Origin of the sequence: Wolbachia endosymbiont (group A) of Nomada flava, assembly GCF_964027055.1 — a bacterium.
Taxonomy (GTDB): domain Bacteria; phylum Pseudomonadota; class Alphaproteobacteria; order Rickettsiales; family Anaplasmataceae; genus Wolbachia; species Wolbachia pipientis.
On sequence record NZ_OZ034725.1, the window covers coordinates 1,403,019 to 1,425,659 of the forward strand.

A 22,641-nucleotide genomic window follows, 5' to 3' on the forward strand; every position below is an offset into this window, starting at 1 on the left:
CTTATGCAATTTAATATCAGTGATATTATAAAAATACTACCACATTCTTATCCGTTTCTCTTAGTAGATAGAGTTATAGAGTGTGATCCTGGTAAAAGTATAAAAGCAATCAAAAATGTGACTTTCAATGAGCCATTTTTTATTGGCCACTTCCCTGGTCATCCGATAATGCCAGGAGTCTTGATAATTGAATCTCTAGCTCAGGCATCTGCTATATGTGTTCTAGGTAAAGAAACAATAGAAAATAAAGTTGTTTACTTGAGATCCATTGAAAATGCAAAATTCAGAAAGCTAGTTACTCCAGGGGACACATTGATTCTTCAAGCTAACATTCAAAGTGTGTGTTTAGGTGTACACAAATTTAGGTGTATTGCATCTGTTAGCGAAGAAAAAGTTGCAGAAGCAACAATCTCAGCAGTATTGCAAAATAAATAAAATCTTCATCTGTAAGAAACAGCATGTACACTGTATAGTATAGCAATGAAGCTGAATTTCAAAATCTCATTTTCGAATCTATATACTCGTGATGGATTAATAAAATTAAATGAGACATTTTTGAATTATATCAAATCATGTGATGAGAGCTTGTTTTGTTCATTAATTGAAGCAAGAGAAAAAGCAGCTTCTTCTTCGATGTCATCCCAGTGTCACCTCCCATCATCCCAGTGTCACCCCCCGTCATCCCAGTGCTTGACACTGGGATCTAGAAAACAAGAAGGACGGTCAGCTACTTGGATGACAGATAGTCAGTTAATAGTAGACCTCTCATATTTACTTGATGAATTTATTGCAAAACTTTTCAATGTTGAAAAAGAAATAGAGGAGCTAAAGAAAAAGCACAACGACTTTGCTGTAATATATAAGTGCAAAAGATTATTTGTCCAACGCTATGCATTGAAGAAATACACTAATGTGGCGAATATAGATATTACTAACAAACTAAGTCATTTTCTCACTTTGCCAACAACAGAAAAAAATTTTGCTGAGCAGGTGATGCATTGGTTTGAAAATAAAGAGGATCACAAAGAGGAAATAGAACTTGCGGCACAATATGCAGTGTGGAGAGTAAAAAATAAACAGAGTATATTATTCAGTATTCATAAAAAAATTGACCACGAAAACCTCATACCATTTTCTAAAAAAGAAGTGGACAAAGTTGAAGTGCTGTATTCAAATGAAGTAAAAAGACGATACGGTTTTGATCTAACAAGCAAAAAGGTGAGTTTGAATAAAGCACTAGATAATGCTCACTACTGCATATTTTGTCATAAGCAAAGTAAGGACAGCTGCTCAAAGGGGCTAATTAATAACGACAATACTTTTAAACAATCTCCACTAAAAGTTGAACTGCACGGCTGCCCACTAGAGCAGAAAATATCAGAAATGAATCTGGTGAAAAGCGAAGGATACAGCATAGCAAGTCTTGCAATTGTGATGATAGATAATCCGCTATGTGCAGCCACTGGGCACAGAATATGCAATGACTGCATGAACTCGTGCATATATCAGAAACAAGAGCCTGTAAATGTGCCAATGGTTGAAACAAAGATTCTGGATGATGTGCTCAGTTTACCGTACGGATTTGAAATATATTCTCTGCTCAGCCGTTGGAATCCTTTAAATTTTCAGCGTCCATTGCCAAGAGGAAACACTGGAAAAAACGTTCTAGTTGTAGGCCTTGGTCCTGCTGGTTTTAATTTAGCTCATCATTTGTTGAATGATGGGCATAACGTTATCGCCATTGATGGACTAAAGATTGAACCTTTGATCGATAATTTCCAGCTAATTAAAGATTTTGAACACGAAAAATTGAGTGAACGCATGGCAGGGGGGTTTGGTGGGGTGGCAGAATATGGTATTACTTCTCGGTGGGATAAGAATTACTTAAAGATTATTAGATTACTGCTGGAAAGACGTGAGAATTTTGCACTTTATGGAGGCATTCGTTTTGGTGGCACGATTAATGTTGATGACGCGTTCAACTCGGGTTTTGATCACATCGCCCTAGCACTTGGCTCTGGCAAGCCACGAATGATAAAAATAAAGAATATGCTAGCTCGTGGAGTACGTATGGCATCTGACTTTCTTATGTCGTTACAACTGACTGGTGCTCTTAAATTTGATTCTATAGCAAATCTGCAAGTTCGTATGCCGATAGTTGTCATAGGTGCGGGGCTTACTGCGATTGACACTGCCACTGAAGCTTTAGCGTATTATCCAATTCAAGTAGAAAAATTTCTTCTTCGTTATGAGATATTAGTTGATAAGTATGGAAAGGACTGTGTTGAAAAAGATTGGACAGAAGAAGAACACAAAATTGCAAATGAGCTCATATCGCACGCAAAGTTGATCCAAGCAGAGCAAGAGTTAGCAAAAAAAGAGAATAGAGAAATAAAAATATTAGAGTTAATGCAGAGCCTCGGGGGAGTGAAAGTTGTATATAGAAAAGAGCTGAAAGACTCGCCAAGTTATCGATTAAATAGCGAAGAGGTGCAAAACGCATTATCAGAAGGGATTTACTTTATTGAAAACTTAGAGCCAGTTGAAGTTGTGACAGATAAATATAACCATGCTGAGTCAATAAAACTGATAGACACAAAATCCGGCGAAATCAAACGTATAAAAGCACGTTCTATTTTTATAGCAGCAGGTACTGAGCCAAATACAGTTATTGCAACAGAAGATAAAAAGCATTTTAAATTAAGTAATGGGTATTTTACTCATTTGAATTCATCAGGAAAAGAAATAGACCCAATATTTTCTCCTAAAATGCAAAATAAAGATAGAATATTAGTGTATAAGCAAGGCAATAAAACAATCAGCTTTTTTGGTGATCTTCACCCTTCGTATAGTGGCAGCGTCGTGAAAGCTATGGCAAGTGCTAAGAACGGCTACCCTATTATTTCTCAGCTTTTGAGTGGAGTTAATAGCTTCGTTTCTGTCATTCCAGTGTGTGATGTTGTGGACCAGAAAAAAAATGCGTGGTCAAGTGTTGAAGACCTGGCTAATAAAGAATTCTTCAATAGAATCAAAGAGCAATTCACTGCAAAGGTTATAAAAGTTCAATATTTAACAGACAAAGTTGTGGAAATAGTGATCAAAGCACCACTTGCGGCAAAGAATTTTAAGCCTGGGCAATTCTTTAGATTGCAAAATTTTGAAACCAATGGCAGAAAAGCCAATAATACAAACCTTGCTATGGAAGGTATAGCCGTAACCGGCACTGAAGTAGACAAAAAAAAAGGAATTATTTCCACTATTGTGCTGGAAATCGGCGGCTCCACTAATTTATGCAGACACTTAAGAGAAGGCGAGCAAATAATTCTTATGGGCCCAACTGGCAGACCTACTGAGGTTTACTAAGTCTCAATATTAAAGTGATGCCAAATTTTATTTCAAAAAGTAAATAATTTACTAACGCTCGTGCACAAATTAAAAATAAATTATGCACGAGTGTAGCATTGTGAATGAAGAATGCTATATTAAAGCTTACCTCACTATTAAAGCTATCGGTCAGATTAGATTAAAAACCTAATCTGACCGGTTTCTCTATGACCCTCTAAACTCTGATATAATTATATGATAATTAGTTTAATTAGTGGTTAATATGCAAATTGATTTTATTCATATATTGAGATAGCATAAACCATATTGGTTTTAATTATTGTGCAACTTTATAAATCGTCACTGTTACTTCTACTGACTGTATTAATAGTTATAGTCCTAAAATTACCTGAAAATTTGAGCATTGCAGTAAATTGGTCTCTCCCAATTCTAGATTTTGATTTATCTTTTCGCATCGTACTAATATCTTTTTTATCGGTTGCATTTTTAATTGTTCTATCAGCAAAAAATTTGAGTTTTTCAGAGATGCTTTCTTTTTCTGCTTACACTATCAGTTCACTTTATGCAGTTTTATCTGAACATATGATATTGGTTATAATATTCTGTGAATTAATGACCGTCAGTGCATTTTTTATTATCGCAGCTAGCTGTAGAGATAGTGGACCTGCAATAAGGTACGCTTGTGTACACTTTTTCGTTGGAGTTATATTAATAGCAGGATTGGCACTTCAAAGCACTAACCTGATAATTTTGGGTTTATTGATAAACTGCGCTTGTTTTCCTTTTTCATTTTGGGTTGTTGATGCATATCCTGCTGCATCGCTACATGGCACCACATATCTCTCTTTATTTACCACTAAAGTCTCTTTTTTAGTGATGCTTTTACACACTTATAACCTATGGCAAGATTGTACTGAAATATTAGCGCCTGTAGGCGCCATCACTGCAATTTACAGCATTATATTTGCTTCTCTTGAGCAAAATATTCGTAGATTTTTATGCTATAATATTGTAGGACAAATGGGCTTGCTGATTATTGCAGGAGGTTTACTCAGCCCTTCGGAAAAGGCAATACCAATTTTGATACTGCATATAATCTTCTCTCTTGTTTATCAATCATTATTGTTTGTGGTCAGTAATTCGATTATTTCACAAACAAAAACAATTAGTTTTAATGGAGTAGGTAAACTGATGTCAGTGGAAGGCATGTGTGCTATAATCGCAATACTTACAATGGCTGCATTTCCTGGAACCGCTGGATTTATTAGCAAATCATACATTACAGCCGAGATTGAAGCAAGTGGTGCTAATTTAGAAGTGTATAAAAACTTATACAAGATTCTAAATTTACTGCTTTATTTAAGCGTGGGGCTCAAGTTTCTTTACTACATATTTATTGCAAAAAGTAAGTCGAAACCTTTAGCAGAGAGGGGAGGTAAAATGACTATGATTATTTTAGCATTTATATGCGTAATTGCTGGCAACCCTTACTTACCTATTTACAATAAATCTTCGATTTTCGATTTTGTGTACAACACAAAAAATATTTTGTCGCAATTTAATTTGTTATTATGTACCACTTTATTGTTCATTCTTTTACGCAAGTTATTTTACCCGAGAATAAATTTTAAAATGGATGTTGATTGGATTTTTAGAGCTTTCATACCCTATATTATCTTGCTGTTCAATCAACTGATCTTTAAAGTGAGAGAAATGTCTGCCAATGTACTGCAAAACTTGACTAATTCACTTACTAGTTTATACTTTAATAATATTACTAAACTTAAAGAAGTGCTGGGTTACAACTCAGTGAGTTTTGTTTCAGCTTCTTCTCTCTTTTTAATGAGTATTCTACTAACGCTATTATGTTTAAATCGTTAACTGAAAGTTTAAATTCTGTATTTAGTAAACTAAGAGGAAAGTCGATCATTTCTGAAGATGATTTTAATCTTGCCATGCGTGAAATACGCATAGCCTTAATTGAAGCTGACGTTTCACTTGAAGTTGCAAAAAAATTCATCAACGACATTAAAGATAAAGTGATTGGGGAAAAAGTCATAAAAAGTGTTTCTCCAGCACAAATGATAATTAAAATTGTGCAGGATAATTTAGTTGCAGTTCTCGGATCAGAGAAAAGTGACTTAAATCTAGCAGTTAAACCCCCTGCTGTGATTATGATGGTGGGCTTACAAGGTGCAGGTAAAACAACCACCTCAGGAAAGCTTGCTTTAAAGCTAAAAAAGCAAAAGAAAAAAGTGATGCTTGCCTCTTTAGACATTTATAGGCCGGCTGCCCAGAAACAACTTGAGGTGCTGGGTAAACAAATAGACGTACAAACTTTATCTATAGTAATAAATGAAGGGCCTATTGCAATTACAAAAAGGGCACTAGCAGCAGCAAAGAACGATAATTATGATGTATTAATACTAGACACCGCAGGCAGGCTTCATATTGACAATAATATGATGAATGAGTTGAAAGCCGTAAAGGAAATAGCTTCACCTGCAGAAGTTATTTTAGTAGCCGACGCAATGATAGGCCAGGATGCGGTCAACATTGCCAAATCATTCAATGAGGTAATAGGTGTAACCGGCATTATTCTTACCCGTGTTGATGGTGATGCACGTGGTGGTGCTGCTCTTTCTATGAAAATGATCGCCGATTGTCCAATTAAATTTATTGCTTGTGGTGAAAAATTAAGTGACCTCGATGATTTTTATCCCGATAGAATTGCAAAAAGGATACTTAGCATGGGTGATGTTGTATCATTGGTTGAAAAAGCTGCTGAGATTGTTGGTCAGGAAGAAATTGATAAGTTACAAAAGAAAGTAAAAAAGGGTAAATTCGACCTAAACGACCTAGTGGGAATGTTAAAAACTCTGAGTAAAATGGATGGCATTAGCAACATAATGAAATTCATTCCTAGTTCATTCACAAAAAAGCTAAGTAGCAGTGTGCCAGATGACAATAAAGTGAAAAAATATATAGCCATCATAAACTCAATGACCGAAAAAGAAAGGCAAAATCCAGATATTTTAAATGGCAAAAGAAGACTTAGAATTTCTAAGGGGTCCGGAACAAGTGTAACTGACGTTAATCTTCTGATTAAGCAGTACAATCAAATGAGCTCTATGGTAAATAAGTTCAGTAAAGTTGACCATAGTAAACTCAAAGAATCTGATTTGATGGATATGCTAAGCAGAAAGTAAGTGACCTTACCTTTAGCTATATCAAAAGCCGGCTTAGGTCTCGCAAAAAAATTTACAGCTTTTTGCTAGCCAAGAAATTTATTATTAATTTTAGGAAATACTATAGCTGACCCAAGCAACACGTCATACCGCGATTCATTTCATAACTGTACGAACATTGTAGTGTGGGCCACCAGTGGGGTGTCATCCGAGTAGCTTGACTACTTGGATCCAGAAAAAAGAATGGTGTCATGCAAGTAGCCTCCTTCTCCTGTCATCCCAGCGCCCAGAGGTGTCATCCGAGTAGCTTGACTACTTGGATCCAGGAAAAAGAATGGTGTCATGCAAGTAGCTGACACTGGTCTCCATCCAAAAGGGTGTCATCCCAGTGCTTGACACTGGGATCCAGGAAACTTAATTGCAAGTAATGCATTGGGTTTGGTGAGTATGGGTTTTGCGTTATAGAATGAAGCACTTTTTGTGAATTTGTAAAGAAAACTGGATCCCAGTGTCAAGCACTGGGATGACATCATCCTTTTTTTTGGATTCCAGACTGGAATGACAGCAGTCCTACGTCATACCGCGATTCATTCGCGGTATCTCTAGATCCCGCTAACAAGCAGCGGGATGACGGTTGTCGTTTAGCTACAAACATTAAGAAATTTACCAAACGAAAAAAAGGCAAAAGAAGCCCCGTGGTGGTTGGCTATTTACTATGTACTAAAATATCGGCGTTTTTTTTATTCTAAAACGCTTGATTAAGAGCGATTTAGCTGCTTTTAACTTGCAACTAACCTACACCGCAAGTGTTTAAGAAATTTACTAAGCAGGAAAAAAGGCAAAGAAACCCCGTAGTAGCTAGCATTCAAATTCTCCCTTGTCAATTTGACGTTTTTTGCTGTCTTAAACGCTTTGTAAGCGCGTTTCGGCTTATATAGGTAAAAACCCAGAAATTTTTAAAGACATGCGATGCACGTAGTGCGAAAAATTAAACATGAGACGCCAAATACCCTAAGTTTTTTGTCATTAACCTGCACAGATTGCAAAGATAAATAAATAGCTTCAGTTTCATGATAAGGGGGCTGGCGGAGTTTGTCAAGTAAGTTTTTTCGTTTCTATTGTAATGACAGTTATGGCCTGTGCAAGAAATCTATTGATTTACAGCAGGTTCTTTGTTACAGTTCACAGTTATGCAAAGAAACTTAAAGCCTCATGAGTTTATTTACAGCCAGTGATTTACATAATTTGGAGCTGTATAGCTGAGTATTGTATATGATAATATTAATAACAAACGATGATGGTTTTGGAAGTGAAGGAATAAAATTACTCAAAGAGGTTGCACGGAATTTTGCGTCAGAAATATGGATAGTGGCACCAGATACTGATAGAAGCGGAGCTGCAAGATCTCTTGATTATCCAGTGAAACAATCTATTGGAATAAAACAACATAGTGAAAGGGAATTTAGTGTGTCTGGTACTCCTGCAGATTGTGTCATTATTGCGCTAAATAAAGTTATGAATAAAAAACCAGACTTAATATTGTCCGGAGTAAATATTGGATCAAATGTCGGGGACGATATTTGTTATTCAGGAACAATTGGTGCTGTAATGGAAGGTGCTGCAAGGTCTATACCTTCTATTGCGCTGAGCCAAGTTTATCATGATAAAATAGACTGGCACAATACAAAGGTTTTTGCACCAAAGGTTATTGCCAAGCTAGTTAAGGTTGGTTGGCCTAAAAACATAGTGATGAGTGTAAATTTTCCTGCTACGGAAAAAGTAAAAGGAGTAGAATTTGCTGAACAAGGTGAATATAACATTGATGGGGATTTTACTTTTACTGAAAATTCGAATGGCTCTTTTAGCTTAAATTGGTCTCGAGAGCACTCAGGCAGTGGTAGTGTAAATAAAATAAAAGAAGGATTTATTACTATCACACCAATAAAATTAGATTTTACAGATTATGATACATTGAATGTTATGAAAAATTCTTGTGCAGACGAATTTTCTTCTATAGCTGACTGAGAAAAACATTTGCATTGCTCCTAATTAGATGTTTTCTATTGTGTTATCGCGAGCAATTATTTTTTCTTCACCTGTATCCATGTTTTTAATCTTTAAAGTTTTACTACTCAATTCTTCATCGCCAAAAATTAAAGCAGCTTTAGCATTTGCTTGATTTGCTTTTTTCATTCGGGTTTTGAGCGTTCCGCTATATTCATAGATTACATATAAACCATTTCTGCGCAATTCATTCGCAAGTGTTATGGCATATTCTTCAGCCTCTCTACCGATTGGAATTAGGTAAATAGGTCGCTCTTCTTTCGGAGAATAATTGATTAACTCCATTATGCGCTCAATACCCCCTGCAAATCCTATTGCTGGAGTGTGTTTTCCACCTACTGAAGATACTAAATTATCGTATCTTCCACCGGCAAAAACTGCCCCTTGTGCACCTAAATCCTCTGTAACAAATTCAAATACTGTGTGGCAATAATAATCCAGGCCTCGAACTAATTTGCTATTTACAGTGTAAGGTATGCCAAGAGCTTGCAGTCCATTTAACACCTGATCAAAGAAATATGAAGATTCTTTTGTATAGTGATCACTGATTTTAGGTGCATCCAAAATTATTGATTTATCTTTCTCATCCTTAGAATCCAGTATTCTGAGTGGATTTTTGATCAACCTATTTTTGCTATCTTCTGATAGATCATTTTGATACTTTCTAAAGTATGATACCAAAGCTTCTCTATACTTAGTTATTGTTTCACCATCACCCAAAGAGTTAATTTCCAGCTTTACATTTTTATTGATGCCAAATTCAGTTAGTAAGTGCTGAGCGAGTGATATCAATTCAATATCAGCTTTTGGATCTTCTATGCCAAAAACCTCAAAATTTATCTGATGAAATTGCCTTTGTCTTCCCTTTTGCGGTCTTTCATAGCGAAATGCAGGTCCTGTTGAGAATAATTTGATCGGTGTTTGCAGTTTTTTTTCGATTAATAGTCTAACAATCGTTGCGGTGAACTCAGGACGTAAAGTTATGCTCTTTCCCCCTTTATCATTGAAGCTATACATCTCTTTAGTGATGATGTCTGAGCTATCACCTAAGGTTTTTGTAAAAACCTCCGTGTACTCAAATATTGGAGTCTGGGCGGGCAAAAAGCCGTATAGACTTGAGATTCTATTTGCTGTTTGCTGAATGTATTTAAACTTATACCACTCATCAAATAGAAGGTCTTTCGTTCCTCTAACTGTTTGATTAGTCATAGTGTAGTCTCTATACCCGCAACCTCTGGTATGTGGTAGCTCAGCATATTCTGCACTCCTTGCTTTAAAGTAATTGCAGCACTTGGGCACCCAGAGCAGGCTCCTTGCAGCTCAACATAAACTATTCCATCTTTATAGCCACGGAATTTGATATCACCACCGTCTTGAGCAACTGCAGGTTTGATATAACTTTCCATCAATTCTTTTATTCTATTTACAATTTCTATATCACTTTCATCAAAAAATTCCTCGTCTGGATCATTCACTCCTTCTTTATCTAGCGCTTTTCCACCTGAAGTAAAGTGATCCATAATTGTAGTTAAAATTTCTACTTTTAATGTATCCCAATTAATTCCACCCAATTTTGTTACTGAAATAAAATCATGACCAAAAAACACTCTTACCACATGTTCTATTTGAAAAAGATTTGCTGCTAACTTGGAGTTTTTTGTTTCGTCTGCATTTAAAAAATCAGCCGTTTCTCCTTCGTTTAGAATTGCAAATCCAGGAAGAAATTTCAGTGTGTTTGGATTTGGTGTTTCTTCAATCTGGATGAACATGTTATTTACCATGACAATTATAATTGTTACTATTTAATCATAAAATGATAAAAAAATATACATGTCATTCATCTTTTTCCTTTTTTTAGTATTCATAATAATCACGTTTGTCTTGCCTAGCGTTGTTGTATTTTTTCTCTTCCTGACAAAAAAAAATAACATAAGTTTCATGATAAACTCTGTATTGAGTAAGTTTTTGAACGAATTTAATAGCAGTAGAAGTTATACTGAAAATTACACTGGTAATAACATATCCAAAGATGAAGCATTAAAGATACTGGGGCTGAATCCTGAGGCAAGTCAAAATGAAATCAATAAAGCATATCAAAATTTAATGAAGTTAGTTCACCCAGATAAGGGAGGCTCAGAATATTTTGCGCAAAAGCTAAATGCGGCGCGTGATAAATTGTTAAAAAAGTGATCTTAAAAAAAGTTTTCGTTTAACAAATTTCTTCCTTTGCTTTTTCTAAATACTCCAATATTGCTTCATGTAGCGCAGTCCATGTTATCTGTTCTTCCAGGGAAGGTATAAATTCTTGTCTCCAAGCATTCTTAAACTCCTGAAACCACTGTTTTTCAAAATCCTGAAATTCTAAAGAAATATCTACTTTAAAGCTATCAATTAAACTGGAAACTTCTGCAGCTTTAGAGCTATCTAGTGATTTTAAAGATAACACTCCACTCTTTAAAATGTCTAACTCTTCCAATACATTAAGCTTAAATGGTTCATAGAGTGAAGACCATATGCGATATCTTAAATAAGAATCATAGTATAACTTAATTTTGTACATTAAAGTGGTAGATGCATCAGGAGAAATGTTATTCTCATATTGTGCAAGAGAAGATAATAAATTCTCATAATCTACTTTGCTTAAACATGGTTGTAGAGTCGATTTAAATTTTTCACTAAAGGTTAAATAACTAGAAGAAATGCCATGACTATATTTACTAAAGAATTCAGGAAATATATCCGCTTGTTCTAATTTAAGAGGTAAATCTTTTCTAATTCCTCTTGGTAAATTATGTATTGAGAACTGATAAATAACCCATACAAAATTCTCGTCAAACTTATCTGAGTAATCAGCATTATTATCAGGAAAAATTACATTACCTTTCTTATCATTCCAGGGTAGTATCTTATAGAAAAATTTGTTCAGCCTTTGTTTTAATTTCAAAATACCTTCATTTCTATCACCTGCTTTATACAATATTTCGCCCATTTGCTGTTTAGCATCTTTAGGGTTTATTCTGTCACTTATGTGCAATCCAATTCCATTTTTCTCTAATAACTCCCAATCAAACAATTTGTGTGGATCTGGTTTACGCATTGTATAGCCAAGCTCTGGATCATGCACTATAGTTCCTATTTCAGAATGACTAAATATCATATCCCTTTTAATTTTAAAACGCTCCATAAGATATAAAATCAGCTCTTTAACGGACCTCATTTGCTCTTCCGGAAAAGGCTCAAGTCCTGTGTTTACAATTTCAATACCTACAGAGTAGTTGTTAAGCTTCCGTAGCTCTTCAAGCTTGCTATCTATCTTAACTCTTGCATAACTAATACCAGCATGCCATGCTTCTTTCTCTAATGGAACCATTAAGGTGATGCTGCCATCCCTATCGACAATAAAATGAACTGACAATCCTCTAGCATTCAGTGTATCTTTTGTACCTTTTAATGTTGATGTTTCAGTATGGTGAACTATAACCATTAACACTTTTTTACCTGCCCTATCACCATAATTTAAAGCTGAAGCTGGATCTAAAAATAACAAATCCTGATCTTTCAATAATGGTAATTTTTCTTGTAAATCTTGAAAATCATTCTCGATATTGCTTGAACTGGATACTTGCCCAGATATGAGAAATGCTGAAACAGTAATCAGTAAAACTAATAAATATTTGTTAACTTTAGATAGTTGGATTTTCATACCATCTTTATAAACACTTTGTAGATAATTTTTCATTCTATAGTTAGAATAGGGTTGTTGAATAAATTTACAAGACAAAATCATACTAGTCCGGTAGTAGTAACATGTTCAGAGATGGAGCGTTTAAAGTGCTAGGAATAGATTCTGGAGCTAACCAAAATGAAATCAATAAAGCATATTAAAATTTAATGAAGCTAGTCCATCCAGATATAAGGAGGCTCGGAATATTTTACACAAAAATTAAATGCGGCACGTGATAGGTTGCTGAAGAGGTAATTAATATTGCTTTAAAGTTTTTATTTGTGCGTAAAGGATAAGTTGCTACAATAAAAAAATAAGATAAAAGTAGCAATGGACATGTGTTCAGAAAGGTTTAAGTTATGCAGGAAGATAACAAAAAAGAAACAATAAAAGAAGAAAAAGGCATATTAGGATGGATAGAATATAGATTGCCTATATTTTCTTTTCTAAGACACACTGCTTCTTACCAAGTGCCAAAAAACTTAAATTATGCTTGGAACTTTGGCTCTTTGGCTGGTATAGCGCTGATTTTACAAATAATAACAGGTATATTTCTTGCTATGCACTACACTCCGCATGTTGATTATGCGTTTAATAGTGTAGAGCGCATAATGCGAGATGTGAATTACGGGTGGTTAATACGCTACACTCACGCTGTTGGAGCATCGCTCTTCTTTATGGTAGTCTATGTTCATATAATGCGTGGATTATATTACGGATCTTATAAAAGACCGAGAGAGATGGTGTGGTTTATTGGAATATTTATATTTTTTGCAATGATGGCAACTGCCTTTATGGGATATGTATTGCCTTGGGGACAAATGAGTTTCTGGGGTGCAACAGTTATAACCAACTTATTTTCTGCTATACCTTTAATTGGCAATAAAATAGTTATATGGTTATGGGGTGGTTTTTCAGTGGATAACCCAACACTTAACCGTTTTTTCGCTCTGCATTATCTTCTGCCTTTTGTTATTATTGCTTTAGCTATGCTTCATGTGATAGCTCTGCATAGGTTTGGCTCTGGTAACCCAAGTGGAGTGGAGGTAAAATCAGATAAGGATACCATCCCTCTCTATCCTTATTATATAGTCAAGGATTGCATAACTTTTGGTCTGTTTTTTGTAGTTTTGTTCGCATTTGTTTTCTATGCTCCCAATTATCTTGGGCATCCAGATAATTATATAGAAGCTGACTCTATGGTAACTCCGGTACACATAGTGCCAGAGTGGTATTTTTTACCTTTTTATGCAATGCTACGTTCGATTCCAGATAAACTTACTGGTGTGCTTACCATGTTTGCGTCTATTTTAGTGTGGTTTTTGTTACCTTGGCTTGATAAATCAAAAGTTAAAAGTGGTGCTTATCGCCCGGTGTTTAAGAAATTTTTTTGGGTTTTTGCAATAAATTTTGCACTTCTTGCCTGGCTTGGAGGACAAGAGGTGAAAGAACCTTACATCACTATGAGTAGGCTATCTACTCTTTATTACTTTGCATACTTTGTGATAGTTTTACCACTGCTTAGTAAGTATGAAAAGCCAAAAGAACCACCAAAAACCTTAAGTGATTCTGTGCCGGAGATGAGGTGATGTCAATTCAAAGCAGATCTCTTACAAAATTCTCTGTCATCCCAGAACTCTCTTCTTTCACCCCAGAGCCCTCTTCTGTCATTCCAGAACTCTCTTCTGTCATCCCAGCACCCTCTTCTGTCATCCCAGTGCTTGACACTGGGATCCAGAAAAAAAATAAATGGATTCCAGCATCATGTACACAACTGTATGAACGTTGTATACAACACACAGTGTCATTCCACTATCTTCCGTTGTCATCAATTCGAAATTTACTAAAACAGTGGTTACGCATGGGATCTAATGTATTTGCAATCTCCTGCATGTTATTTCTATCTAGTCTTATATCTGCAGAAGAGTTTAAACCATTACCAAATAAGAAAATAGACTGGAAATTTGATGGAATTGTCGGATCTTTCGATAGAGAGTCAATTCAGCGTGGCTATAAAGTGTATAAAGAAGTCTGTGCTGCTTGTCATTCAATGAATAGGGTAGCATTTCGTAATTTGCAAGATGTCGGTTTTTCTGAAGAAGATGTAAAACAGATAGCAGCTTCTTACCAAGTTAAAGATGGTCCGAATGATTTGGGTGAAATGTTTGACAGACCTGGAGTACCTTCGGATTATTTTATTGCGCCTTTTGATACAAAAGAAGCAGCTGCAGCAAGCAACAATGGTGCAGTCCCACCAGACTTATCATTAATTATTAAAGCAAGGCATGATGGTGCAAATTATATCTATTCACTGTTAACAGGCTATCAAAACGGCGAACACGATGAAAATGATTTATATTTTAATTCGTATTTTCCAACAGGCAGATTAGCTATGGCGCCACCACTTTCTGAAGGAATGGTGGAATATGATGTTGCAAGACAAGCCACAGTTGAAAATATGGCATATGACGTGGTAAATTTTTTACAATGGGCAGGAGAGCCAGAATTAGAGCGCAGGCATAAACTTGGATTAAAAGTAGTGGCGTATTTTATAATTTTAACAGTGTTTTTTGTATTAACTAACAACAAAGTTTGGAGCAAGCTCTATAAAAAGAAGTGATAGTCAATTTTGCCTCAAGCACAATGGTTGTCATCCAAGTAGCTAACACTGGTTCCTTTATGACGGTGTCATCCGAGTAGCTGACACTGGGATGGCTTTGTCGCATCGTACCTTATACGGTAATAATTTACGATAAATTCATGTAGCCATTTCGAATTTAGCCATACCAATGTCAGTAAATTTATTAAGCAAATAGCACTTAATGAGCAGTTCTTTTTCACGATTTATAGCTCTTTTCATAGAAGTCCGGATGTGATAAGGATAGATAATGATAAGGAGGTTGAATGCCAGCAGCATATAGTTATGATTTAAGAAAAAAAGCAATGGAGGCGCTAGACGAAGGAGAAAGCAGAGAAGCAGTGGCAGCAAGATTTAAGATTGGACGAACTACTTTATGGGAGTGGCAGCACTGTAGGCTTGACCATAAATTATGTTAAGATAGAAAATGACTATTTTAGATAGAGCTTGATGTAATGCAGTGCGATACAAAATAACGGTAGAATATAATGGTAGTAGTTTCTCTGGTTGGCAAAAACAGCAACACTCTGCTAACTCAATCCAGGAGAAGATAGAAAATGCTATATTTAATTTTAGTGGTGAGAAAGTTACTTTGTACTGTGGTGGCAGGACTGATGCAGGGGTTCATGCTTTAGGACAAGTTGCTCATTTTGATATGGAAAAGGAATTTGAGCTTTATAGAATAAGGAATGCAATAAACTATCATTTAAAATCAATTCCTATAGTCGTGCTTAATGCAGAAGTTGTAGATGATGCGTTTCACGCACGGTTTTCAGCAAAAAAAAGATATTACGAATATAGAATAGTTAATCGCTATGCTCCTGCCGCTCTGGAGACGGGTTATGTATGGCAAGTGTTTAGCCCACTTGATGTAAATATTATGCGTGAAGCTGCTAAACATCTACTTGGAAAACATGACCTTTCAAGTTTCCGTTCAAAAGATTGTCAAGCCGCAAATCTGATAAGAACAATTGATGATATCGATATAATACAAAATGGGAATCATATACACATCAAAATATCTGCTATTTCCTTTTTACATAACCAAGTGAGGATTATTGTGGGTACTTTAGTTGAATTTGGAAAAAATAGAACCAATCCGCAAGAAATGCTAAATATATTAAACCAATGCAAAAGAAGTGCCGCTGGAGTTACTGCACCACCTTTTGGCTTATATTTGGTAAAGATAGATTACTAATTTAATAAAAGCTAGTGAAATAAGTGCCATACCGCCACGGTATCTCCAGATTCCGCTAACAAGCAGCGAGATGACGAGTTTAAGTTCTCATTGGCATTACTACATATAATGCACTTGAATCGTCTTCATCAGTGATAATTGTAGCACTATTACCATCGGCTAAGCTAAACTTACATTTATTTTTTATGCAGGATAGAACATCAAGTAAATAACGCGAGTTGAACCCTATTTCTATAGGGGCTTCATTGTAGTCCACTTCTATGGATTCAGTTGCATCACTGCACTCTTGGGAGTTTGAATGCAGAGTTAGCAGCTTTTCTTGTAGTGAGAATTTAATAGATTTTACTTTATCAGATACAACAACGGAAACTCGATCTATAACGTCTGAAAGTTTTTTACTTTCAATAATCATATGCTTATCTTGAGATGCTGGAATAACTGCTTTATAATTTGGAAAAGTTCCATCTATTAATTTTGATATTAGAATATATTCACCGCATGTAAACTTGATTTTTCTGTCTGAGAGTTTTACTTTAATTTCATTACAATCGTCCAATATTTTTAACAGCTCCATAACAGTTTTACGTGGAATGATCACACCAAATTCGCCATTGATGTTCCCAGGCTTTGGCCTCTTTATACATGATAAACGATGGCCATCAGTTGCAACGCAGTACAGAAATTGCTCATCTGTATGTAGATATATTCCATTTAAATTATACCTTGTATCATCTAGTGATACAGCAAATTTTGTTTTAGTTAATAAATCTATCAGGTCCGTATTTAGTAGAGTAAAATCATGTTTATAATTGTCTTCTTCAAGAGCAGGAAAGCTGCTTGAAACTACATTCGGTAAAGAAAAGTTTGCATTTCCGCAAGACATCAATAATTTTCCTTGGTTGTTTACTTCAAAATTGACATCCAAATCAGCGGGTAACTTCTTCACTATGTCATGTAAAGTATGCGCTGAAATTTTTACTTCTCCTTCTGTTAATACGGTTGCAGCAAGTGAGGCAAACATTGAAATGTCAAGATCAGTTGCCATTAATTTTATGCTGCCGTGTTGTGCTTTGATATTTATACACGCCAAAACATCTATTGCATTACGCCTTTCAACCACTCCACTTACTCTGGATAATGTATTTAAAAGACTTGTGCGGCTCACGCTAAAACGCATCTGCTCACACACAGAATTTTGCTTTTTGATTTCTGTATCTACACCTGCAACCTCTGACATTACTAACTCTCAAAAATATATTTTAAATGATATCCGCATTCCATATAAAGTAAAGTGCTATTCATTGAAAGAGTAGTCTAGTTTATACTATAGCTGGGTATTCTGTTACAATAATTTACTTTGTATGGCATAAATCATGCATTTTTTGATACGCTTTTTGAAACCCAAGTAGGGAATAAGTATCATCAATGGTCACTGTTTTTGTTTTCCCATTCACTACCATTGATAATCCCTGCTTCATTTTTAGAATGAGATCTTGATCTATTTTTGTATGCTCTGCCCATGCAAAACTTCCCTGTATTATGGGCAGTGTATATTTAATTTTTTTATCGATATTGAGAGCTACAGGCTCCTTATCATACTGAAAACCAGAGGTAACGCTTACCTCATCTGCTTTTTTATCAACATAACTAACCATTACATATGGCTTGCGGTTGGTTGTATAATGTTCGCTTTTTTTTTTAGGATAGGATACAATATAACATACTTTCTCTCCATCTTCCAATGCAGTATACACGAGCCAATCTTTATATTTTTCCTTCAATTGTACATCACTAACTGATGCAAAAGTGCCTATTGAAAAAAATATTAGAAATATAAAAAAACTACGCATGCAAACCAAATTTCAAACTTTCAGATTGTATATATCGTTTTACCTTAGCCATCGCCTGCTCAGCCAACTGCCTTATTCTTTCTCTTGAAACACAATATTTTTTACTAAGTTCATCTAGAGTTTGAGTGTTTTCAGACAAATATCTACTGATAAAAATGTCTCTTGCCCTTTCGTTGAGGCTTGCTAGTGCATTGTTTAAAATTGTTTCTTTTAATTCTTTTTCTTCATGATTCTGATAGGTTACTTCTTGACTGACCAAGTTACATGGGATCATATCTTGTAACTCCCTTTTAGAGTCATCACCTATTTTTATGCAATCGTTTAGTGACTGATCCTTACAAGCCAAACGGTAATTCATTTGTACAACATCTCCTTCGGATACAGAAAGCTCATTAGATATTGCTTTTATTTCTTCATTATTTAAAGTTTCTCTGTTTGTATACTGTAAAATTCTTTTTTTTATTTTACGTAAACTAAAAAATAATCTTCTTTGTGCTTGCGTTGTGCCTATTTTCACAAATGACCAAGATTTCAATATAAAGTCTTTTATTGAAGCTTCAATCCACCACACTGCATAAGTTGAAAAACGAAACCCTAAATCAGGATTAAACTTTTTTACTGCATGCATTAAACCCATATTCCCTTCCATGACCAGGTCCATCAACAATAGTCCATAATTTTTGAATTTCATTGCAATTTTCACTACCAAATTCAAATGGCTGGTAATCAATTTATGAGCAGAAGAAATATCCTTGTATTGGTTCCAATTTTTTGCTAGTTGTACTTCTTCCTCTTGAGACAGCATGGGAAATTTTCGCACCCTAGCAATATATTGTATGAGATTGGTTCTGCTATCGACACATAAGCTTGCCATTGGGGTCAACATAACAACTTAAATTAAAACTTCATGCATATAATATATTGATTTTCCAGCAAAAATTCAAGCTTTGATTTGAAAAAAGTACAAATTTTCCATCTAATTTCTTGGAGACAGTAGGCCGCAGTGTTAGCTAATTGGATAACATTATGTAACTTTAGATGATATTCTATCAATACAATGGTGAACGTTATAGCTTAAACACATAGCAAATAGTGTTATTCCAGTGCCTTGACACTGGAATCCACATTTCTTTTTCTAGATCCCAGTGTCATGCTACTTGGATGACAAGAAAAAACCCACTGGGATAACAAGACTGAGATAGACTAGAAATTAAACGCTACTCCAGCTTCTGCACCAACAGTGCTGTAAAGAACTTTGTATGCGCCTGCATCAGTAACCTGTTTGGTTGAATCTTTAGGATCTGTTTTTTTTCCATCAAAATTAGCACCATAAGAACCGAAATAACGAGCTCCAGCATAAAGCTTGATTTCTGGAGTTACATCATAGCTAACACCAGCTTTTACTTGACCAGCAAAACCAAATTTACTTTTTTGATCATTTATAGGGGTTTTCAAAGGAGTGCTAATATACGCTGCACCAACACCAACACCAATGTATGGAGTGATAGGCATATCTTCAATTGCTACATCGTAATAAACGTTAACTAGTCCTGAAATTGCTGTTAAATTATCTGCAACTGTATCACCTACTACATCTGCATCTTTATTCAACCATGAGTAAAGCCCTTCAACATCAACTCTAATGTCGTCCATTTTATAGCCAAACGCACCACCACCAGCTATAAAAGATGCTTTTAAGGGACTATCCTTTTCCTTGCCTGTTACATTTGTAATACCATCAACTTTTGTGAAAAGAGGTAAAAATTCACCATTGTATTGCAAACGAACGTAGTAGCTAGTTTCTTCATCACTTATTGGACCAACAGGATCTGAAAAAGCAGAGCTTGATAAACTTAGCAACGTTGCTAAAGCGGCTGCTGAAAAAAACTTTTTATAATGCATAATTGTCCTCGTAAAAAAATTAAAATTCCACTTTAGCAGTCTAAGTAACAACTAAAGTTAAGTCAAGTGCTAACTTAATAACACAAAATATCTTACATTTTAACTAATTTTTAGGAGAAGACAAAGATTTTATTAATGAATAAATACGACTTTTTTACTCTTGATTTTTTGGTATAGCTAACATAGGTAAGATTTACTATCGAAAGACCTCGTCATTCCGCTACTTGTTAGCGGCTGAGATACCGCGCACAACTGTACGAACATTGCAATTTGGGCCTACCAGGAGGGCAATGCCTCTTATTCAAGTACCCTCTTCTTGTCATCCCAGTGCTTGACACTGGGATCCAGGAATTTTATTAAGTTGGTAAGCATAAAAGTAGCCGTTTTATGTTAAAGCACAACGTTCTTGATGAGATTACGGCAAGGCTGGATTCCAGTGTCAAGCACTGGAATGACATCGTTTACTATGTGATATCGTGCCATATTGCAATGTTTGTACAGTTGTGGAATGAATCACGGTATGACGTAGAACTGCTATCATTCCGCTACTTGTTAGCGGCTGAGATACCGCGGCGGTATGACATAGGGCTGTGCTAGCTATAGGCGCATTATATAAAGAAGTCTAGTATTAGAAAAAAAATACTTACACTAAAAGAAACTTCAGTAGTAAATTCAAAAAGGAAGTTTAAACCCAGGTGGTAAACCCATCATACCTGCAAGATCAGGAGTTGCATTTGCCATATCTTCTTCTGCTTTTTTAATGGCATCATTAAATGCTGCTGTTACTAAATCCTCTACTATATCTTTTTCCTCATTTCTCATAAGTTCTAAGTCTATGTTCACCTTTTTAGCTTTATAGCTACCTATTTTTATGACTTCCACTAATACAGAAACTTTGCCGCCACCAGAAATACCTTGAAACTCTTTTCCAATATATTTTTCTTGAGCTTCTGCAAGCTTTTTTTGCATCTCTTGCATTTGTTTCATTATTTGACTAAGATCCACAACTTACTCCTTATTTTCTATATTAACTACTTTTGCACCTTTAAACGTGTCAAGGATGTACTTAACTGCAGGTGCATAATTTAAATTACTCACTTCCCTGTTTATATAACCCGTATCAACTGTAATAACCCACTCCTGCTGAGTTACCTGGTTTAAGTAATTTTTTAAATCATTGCAAAAATTACTATCCAACTTAGATACAGCTTTTAATTTTAGATATCCAGGTTTACAATCTATTAATTGTAGATTACTACACAGTTGTTTGTAAAGATAAATTTGGTTACTCCGCCTTAATAGTTGCAAAATCTTATCAAAATCGTAATTTTGTTGTTTATTTTCCACATGGATCCCAGTGTCACGCACTGGGATGACAGAGTGGGGTTGTTGTTTACTTTCCACATATTTTTTTGGATCCGAGTAGTCAGCTACTTGGGTGACAGAGGGGGAAGGTGCAACAGGTCTGCCCTGTCTATTTCCTTGCTCTGCATTCTGTGAAAGAACTTTTTTGATCACCTGTTCTGGAGAAGGTAGATCAGAGAGATAGCAAAGACTAATTAACATCATTTCAGCAGCAACGTCATTGCATGTTGAAGCTTTTATATCTTGAATACCTTTAAGCAACATCTTCCACAATCTCGAAAAAAATATTAAAGACTTCTTTATACTTAAATCTTTTATCCTATTCTTTTCATGCGTTGTAACTGCATTATCAATTTCTTTTGTAATCAAAAGACGGCATACTAACTGAATTGTTTGCAATAGACCTTCAAAAATACTAAGTGGGTTTGCTGTTTTTATCGCCTTGTCAAACACTGATAGAGCTTTCTGTAAATCACCATCTAATATTGCTCCTAATAGATCGAATATAATATCTTTATCCACTAGGCCAAGTATGTCTGTCACATTTTTAGTGGATATTGCACCATCTTTGCTATATAGCACTGCTTGATTCATCAAAAACAAGGCGTTACGCATTGAATTTCCAGAATGTCGTGCAATTAATTCTAATGCTCCCTTTTCAATGGAATAACTCTCTTTTTGTGCAACATCATTTAAACGTTCCACTATTTTAGCTACAGGAATGTTGTGTAAATCAAATCTTTGACAACGTGCAATAATAGTTATTGGTATCTTTTTTATTTCCGTAGTTGCTAAAATGAATTTTACACTAGATGGTGGCTCTTCTAGGGTTTTAAGTAATGCGTTAAATGCACTGCTGGATAACATGTGTACTTCATCTATAATGTAGACTTTGAATTTAGAGCTTATAGGTGAATAGCAAATATCTCCCAGGATTACTTTAATATCGTCAATGCTAGTGTGACTTGCTGCATCGATTTCAATTACATCTGGATGGCTTGAATTTTTTATTGCTAGACAATTTTCACATGATCCGCAAGGTTCAAAAATTGGCCCCAGGGAACAATTCAAACATAAAGCTATTATCCTTGCAGTGGTGGTTTTACCAACTCCACTACTACCAGAGAGCAGTATAGATTGTGGGATTTTGTTTAAAATAAAAGCGTTTTCTAATACACGCACTAATATATCTTGACCTACTAGATCTTTAAAGCTACTAGGACGATGTTTTAATGCTATATTCATAGCCTCGGATAAAACAAATAATGAAATAGGTATGCAACCCAAAAAGGTTCTGATATGGCTGCTTCATTTCTGATCTGACCAAATTACAGAGTTTTTGCCTGCATACCTTATAAAATATTATA

Annotated in this window: 23 protein-coding genes, 1 other RNA gene and 1 pseudogene; 11 read left to right on the forward strand and 14 right to left on the reverse strand. The window is 35.3% G+C overall.

Annotation, left to right across the window (positions count from 1 at the left end; all coding sequences use genetic code 11):
• Positions 1-3: 3 nt before the first annotated feature.
• The 4 genes from fabZ (at position 4) to ffh (ending at position 6,554) form a co-directional block, all read left to right on the forward strand.
• Positions 4-435, forward strand: coding sequence for a 3-hydroxyacyl-ACP dehydratase FabZ (gene fabZ, locus AAGD70_RS07375; RefSeq protein ID WP_065094742.1), 432 nt, complete (start codon positions 4-6; stop codon positions 433-435).
• A 45-nt stretch (positions 436-480) separates the two neighbouring features.
• Positions 481-3,363 (forward strand): FAD-dependent oxidoreductase, encoded by a 2,883-nt coding sequence (locus AAGD70_RS07380; RefSeq protein WP_065095345.1) that lies wholly within the window; start codon positions 481-483, stop codon positions 3,361-3,363.
• Between the two features lie 303 nt (positions 3,364-3,666).
• Positions 3,667-5,226, forward strand: coding sequence for a proton-conducting transporter membrane subunit (locus AAGD70_RS07385; protein ID WP_065094740.1), 1,560 nt, complete (start codon positions 3,667-3,669; stop codon positions 5,224-5,226).
• Positions 5,211-6,554: a signal recognition particle protein gene (ffh, locus tag AAGD70_RS07390; protein WP_065094739.1), complete on the forward strand. Its 1,344-nt coding sequence runs from the start codon at positions 5,211-5,213 to the stop codon at positions 6,552-6,554. Before AAGD70_RS07385 ends, ffh begins: the two co-directional genes overlap by 16 nt.
• Before the next feature lie 100 nt (positions 6,555-6,654).
• Here the strand turns inward: ffh and AAGD70_RS07395 are convergent, their stop codons facing one another.
• Genes AAGD70_RS07395 through AAGD70_RS07410 form a run of 4 tightly spaced genes read right to left on the reverse strand, consistent with a single transcriptional unit; the run spans position 6,655 to position 7,188 of the window.
• Positions 6,655-6,786: a hypothetical protein gene (locus AAGD70_RS07395; RefSeq protein ID WP_255356224.1), complete on the reverse strand. Its 132-nt coding sequence runs from the start codon at positions 6,784-6,786 to the stop codon at positions 6,655-6,657.
• Positions 6,755-6,877, reverse strand: a complete 123-nt coding sequence (locus AAGD70_RS07400) for a hypothetical protein (RefSeq protein ID WP_256469374.1) — start codon at positions 6,875-6,877, stop codon at positions 6,755-6,757. The genes AAGD70_RS07395 and AAGD70_RS07400 overlap by 32 nt, the downstream gene beginning before the upstream one ends.
• Before the next feature lie 36 nt (positions 6,878-6,913).
• Positions 6,914-7,066 carry a hypothetical protein gene (locus tag AAGD70_RS07405; protein ID WP_341814084.1) on the reverse strand — a complete coding sequence of 51 codons (153 nt, stop codon included), beginning with the start codon at positions 7,064-7,066 and terminating at the stop codon, positions 6,914-6,916.
• Complete coding sequence (locus AAGD70_RS07410; RefSeq protein ID WP_281178738.1) at positions 7,063-7,188, reverse strand: hypothetical protein; 126 nt, start codon at positions 7,186-7,188, stop codon at positions 7,063-7,065. The genes AAGD70_RS07405 and AAGD70_RS07410 overlap by 4 nt, the downstream gene beginning before the upstream one ends.
• Positions 7,189-7,805: 617 nt before the next feature.
• Here AAGD70_RS07410 and surE point away from each other — a divergent pair.
• Complete coding sequence (surE, locus tag AAGD70_RS07415; RefSeq protein ID WP_065094512.1) at positions 7,806-8,558, forward strand: 5'/3'-nucleotidase SurE; 753 nt, start codon at positions 7,806-7,808, stop codon at positions 8,556-8,558.
• Positions 8,559-8,582: 24 nt separating this feature from the next.
• Here surE and hisS read toward each other — a convergent pair whose 3' ends face one another.
• Positions 8,583-9,806, reverse strand: a complete 1,224-nt coding sequence (gene hisS, locus AAGD70_RS07420; protein WP_065094511.1) for a histidine--tRNA ligase — start codon at positions 9,804-9,806, stop codon at positions 8,583-8,585.
• On the reverse strand, positions 9,803-10,378 hold the full coding sequence (locus tag AAGD70_RS07425) for a NifU family protein (RefSeq protein WP_245611015.1): 576 nt from the start codon (positions 10,376-10,378) through the stop codon (positions 9,803-9,805). Before AAGD70_RS07425 ends, hisS begins: the two co-directional genes overlap by 4 nt.
• Positions 10,379-10,562: 184 nt before the next feature.
• Here AAGD70_RS07425 and AAGD70_RS07430 point away from each other — a divergent pair, with 184 nt between their 5' ends.
• Positions 10,563-10,787: a J domain-containing protein gene (locus tag AAGD70_RS07430; RefSeq protein ID WP_341814085.1), complete on the forward strand. Its 225-nt coding sequence runs from the start codon at positions 10,563-10,565 to the stop codon at positions 10,785-10,787.
• A 19-nt stretch (positions 10,788-10,806) separates the two neighbouring features.
• On the opposite strand, the gene AAGD70_RS07435 is transcribed toward AAGD70_RS07430, so the two are convergent.
• A complete protein-coding gene (locus tag AAGD70_RS07435; protein WP_245611013.1) occupies positions 10,807-12,336 on the reverse strand; it encodes an N-acetylmuramoyl-L-alanine amidase in 1,530 nt (509 codons plus the stop codon).
• Positions 12,337-12,680: 344 nt separating this feature from the next.
• Between AAGD70_RS07435 and AAGD70_RS07440 the strand changes: the two genes are divergently transcribed.
• From AAGD70_RS07440 to truA, 4 genes and pseudogenes are all read left to right on the forward strand, one after another.
• On the forward strand, positions 12,681-13,910 hold the full coding sequence (locus AAGD70_RS07440) for a cytochrome b (RefSeq protein ID WP_065094509.1): 1,230 nt from the start codon (positions 12,681-12,683) through the stop codon (positions 13,908-13,910).
• A gap of 272 nt (positions 13,911-14,182) precedes the next feature.
• Positions 14,183-14,941 carry a cytochrome c1 gene (locus tag AAGD70_RS07445; RefSeq protein ID WP_065095300.1) on the forward strand — a complete coding sequence of 253 codons (759 nt, stop codon included), beginning with the start codon at positions 14,183-14,185 and terminating at the stop codon, positions 14,939-14,941.
• A gap of 284 nt (positions 14,942-15,225) precedes the next feature.
• Positions 15,226-15,348: pseudogene (locus tag AAGD70_RS07450) on the forward strand (IS630 transposase-related protein); the annotation flags it as partial.
• Between the two features lie 71 nt (positions 15,349-15,419).
• Positions 15,420-16,157, forward strand: coding sequence for a tRNA pseudouridine(38-40) synthase TruA (gene truA / locus AAGD70_RS07455; protein WP_065094507.1), 738 nt, complete (start codon positions 15,420-15,422; stop codon positions 16,155-16,157).
• A 79-nt stretch (positions 16,158-16,236) separates the two neighbouring features.
• Here truA and dnaN read toward each other — a convergent pair whose 3' ends face one another.
• The 4 genes from dnaN to AAGD70_RS07475 form a co-directional block, all read right to left on the reverse strand.
• Positions 16,237-17,394 (reverse strand): DNA polymerase III subunit beta, encoded by a 1,158-nt coding sequence (dnaN, locus tag AAGD70_RS07460; RefSeq protein ID WP_038199350.1) that lies wholly within the window; start codon positions 17,392-17,394, stop codon positions 16,237-16,239.
• Positions 17,395-17,509: 115 nt separating this feature from the next.
• Positions 17,510-18,007 (reverse strand): invasion associated locus B family protein, encoded by a 498-nt coding sequence (locus AAGD70_RS07465; RefSeq protein ID WP_065094506.1) that lies wholly within the window; start codon positions 18,005-18,007, stop codon positions 17,510-17,512.
• Positions 18,000-18,893, reverse strand: coding sequence for an RNA polymerase factor sigma-32 (locus AAGD70_RS07470; RefSeq protein WP_065094505.1), 894 nt, complete (start codon positions 18,891-18,893; stop codon positions 18,000-18,002). Before AAGD70_RS07470 ends, AAGD70_RS07465 begins: the two co-directional genes overlap by 8 nt.
• Before the next feature lie 317 nt (positions 18,894-19,210).
• Positions 19,211-19,909: an acyloxyacyl hydrolase gene (locus AAGD70_RS07475; protein WP_065094504.1), complete on the reverse strand. Its 699-nt coding sequence runs from the start codon at positions 19,907-19,909 to the stop codon at positions 19,211-19,213.
• A 387-nt stretch (positions 19,910-20,296) separates the two neighbouring features.
• Between AAGD70_RS07475 and AAGD70_RS07480 the strand changes: the two genes are divergently transcribed.
• Positions 20,297-20,506: a hypothetical protein gene (locus AAGD70_RS07480; protein ID WP_156517985.1), complete on the forward strand. Its 210-nt coding sequence runs from the start codon at positions 20,297-20,299 to the stop codon at positions 20,504-20,506.
• Between the two features lie 75 nt (positions 20,507-20,581).
• Here AAGD70_RS07480 and AAGD70_RS07485 read toward each other — a convergent pair whose 3' ends face one another.
• From AAGD70_RS07485 to ffs, 3 genes are all read right to left on the reverse strand, one after another.
• Positions 20,582-20,896, reverse strand: a complete 315-nt coding sequence (locus AAGD70_RS07485; protein WP_065094503.1) for a YbaB/EbfC family nucleoid-associated protein — start codon at positions 20,894-20,896, stop codon at positions 20,582-20,584.
• 21 nt (positions 20,897-20,917) lie between these two features.
• Positions 20,918-22,519, reverse strand: a complete 1,602-nt coding sequence (gene dnaX, locus AAGD70_RS07490) for a DNA polymerase III subunit gamma/tau (RefSeq protein ID WP_065095302.1) — start codon at positions 22,517-22,519, stop codon at positions 20,918-20,920.
• 21 nt (positions 22,520-22,540) lie between these two features.
• Positions 22,541-22,630: signal recognition particle sRNA small type (gene ffs, locus AAGD70_RS07495), an RNA gene on the reverse strand.
• Positions 22,631-22,641 lie beyond the last annotated feature (11 nt).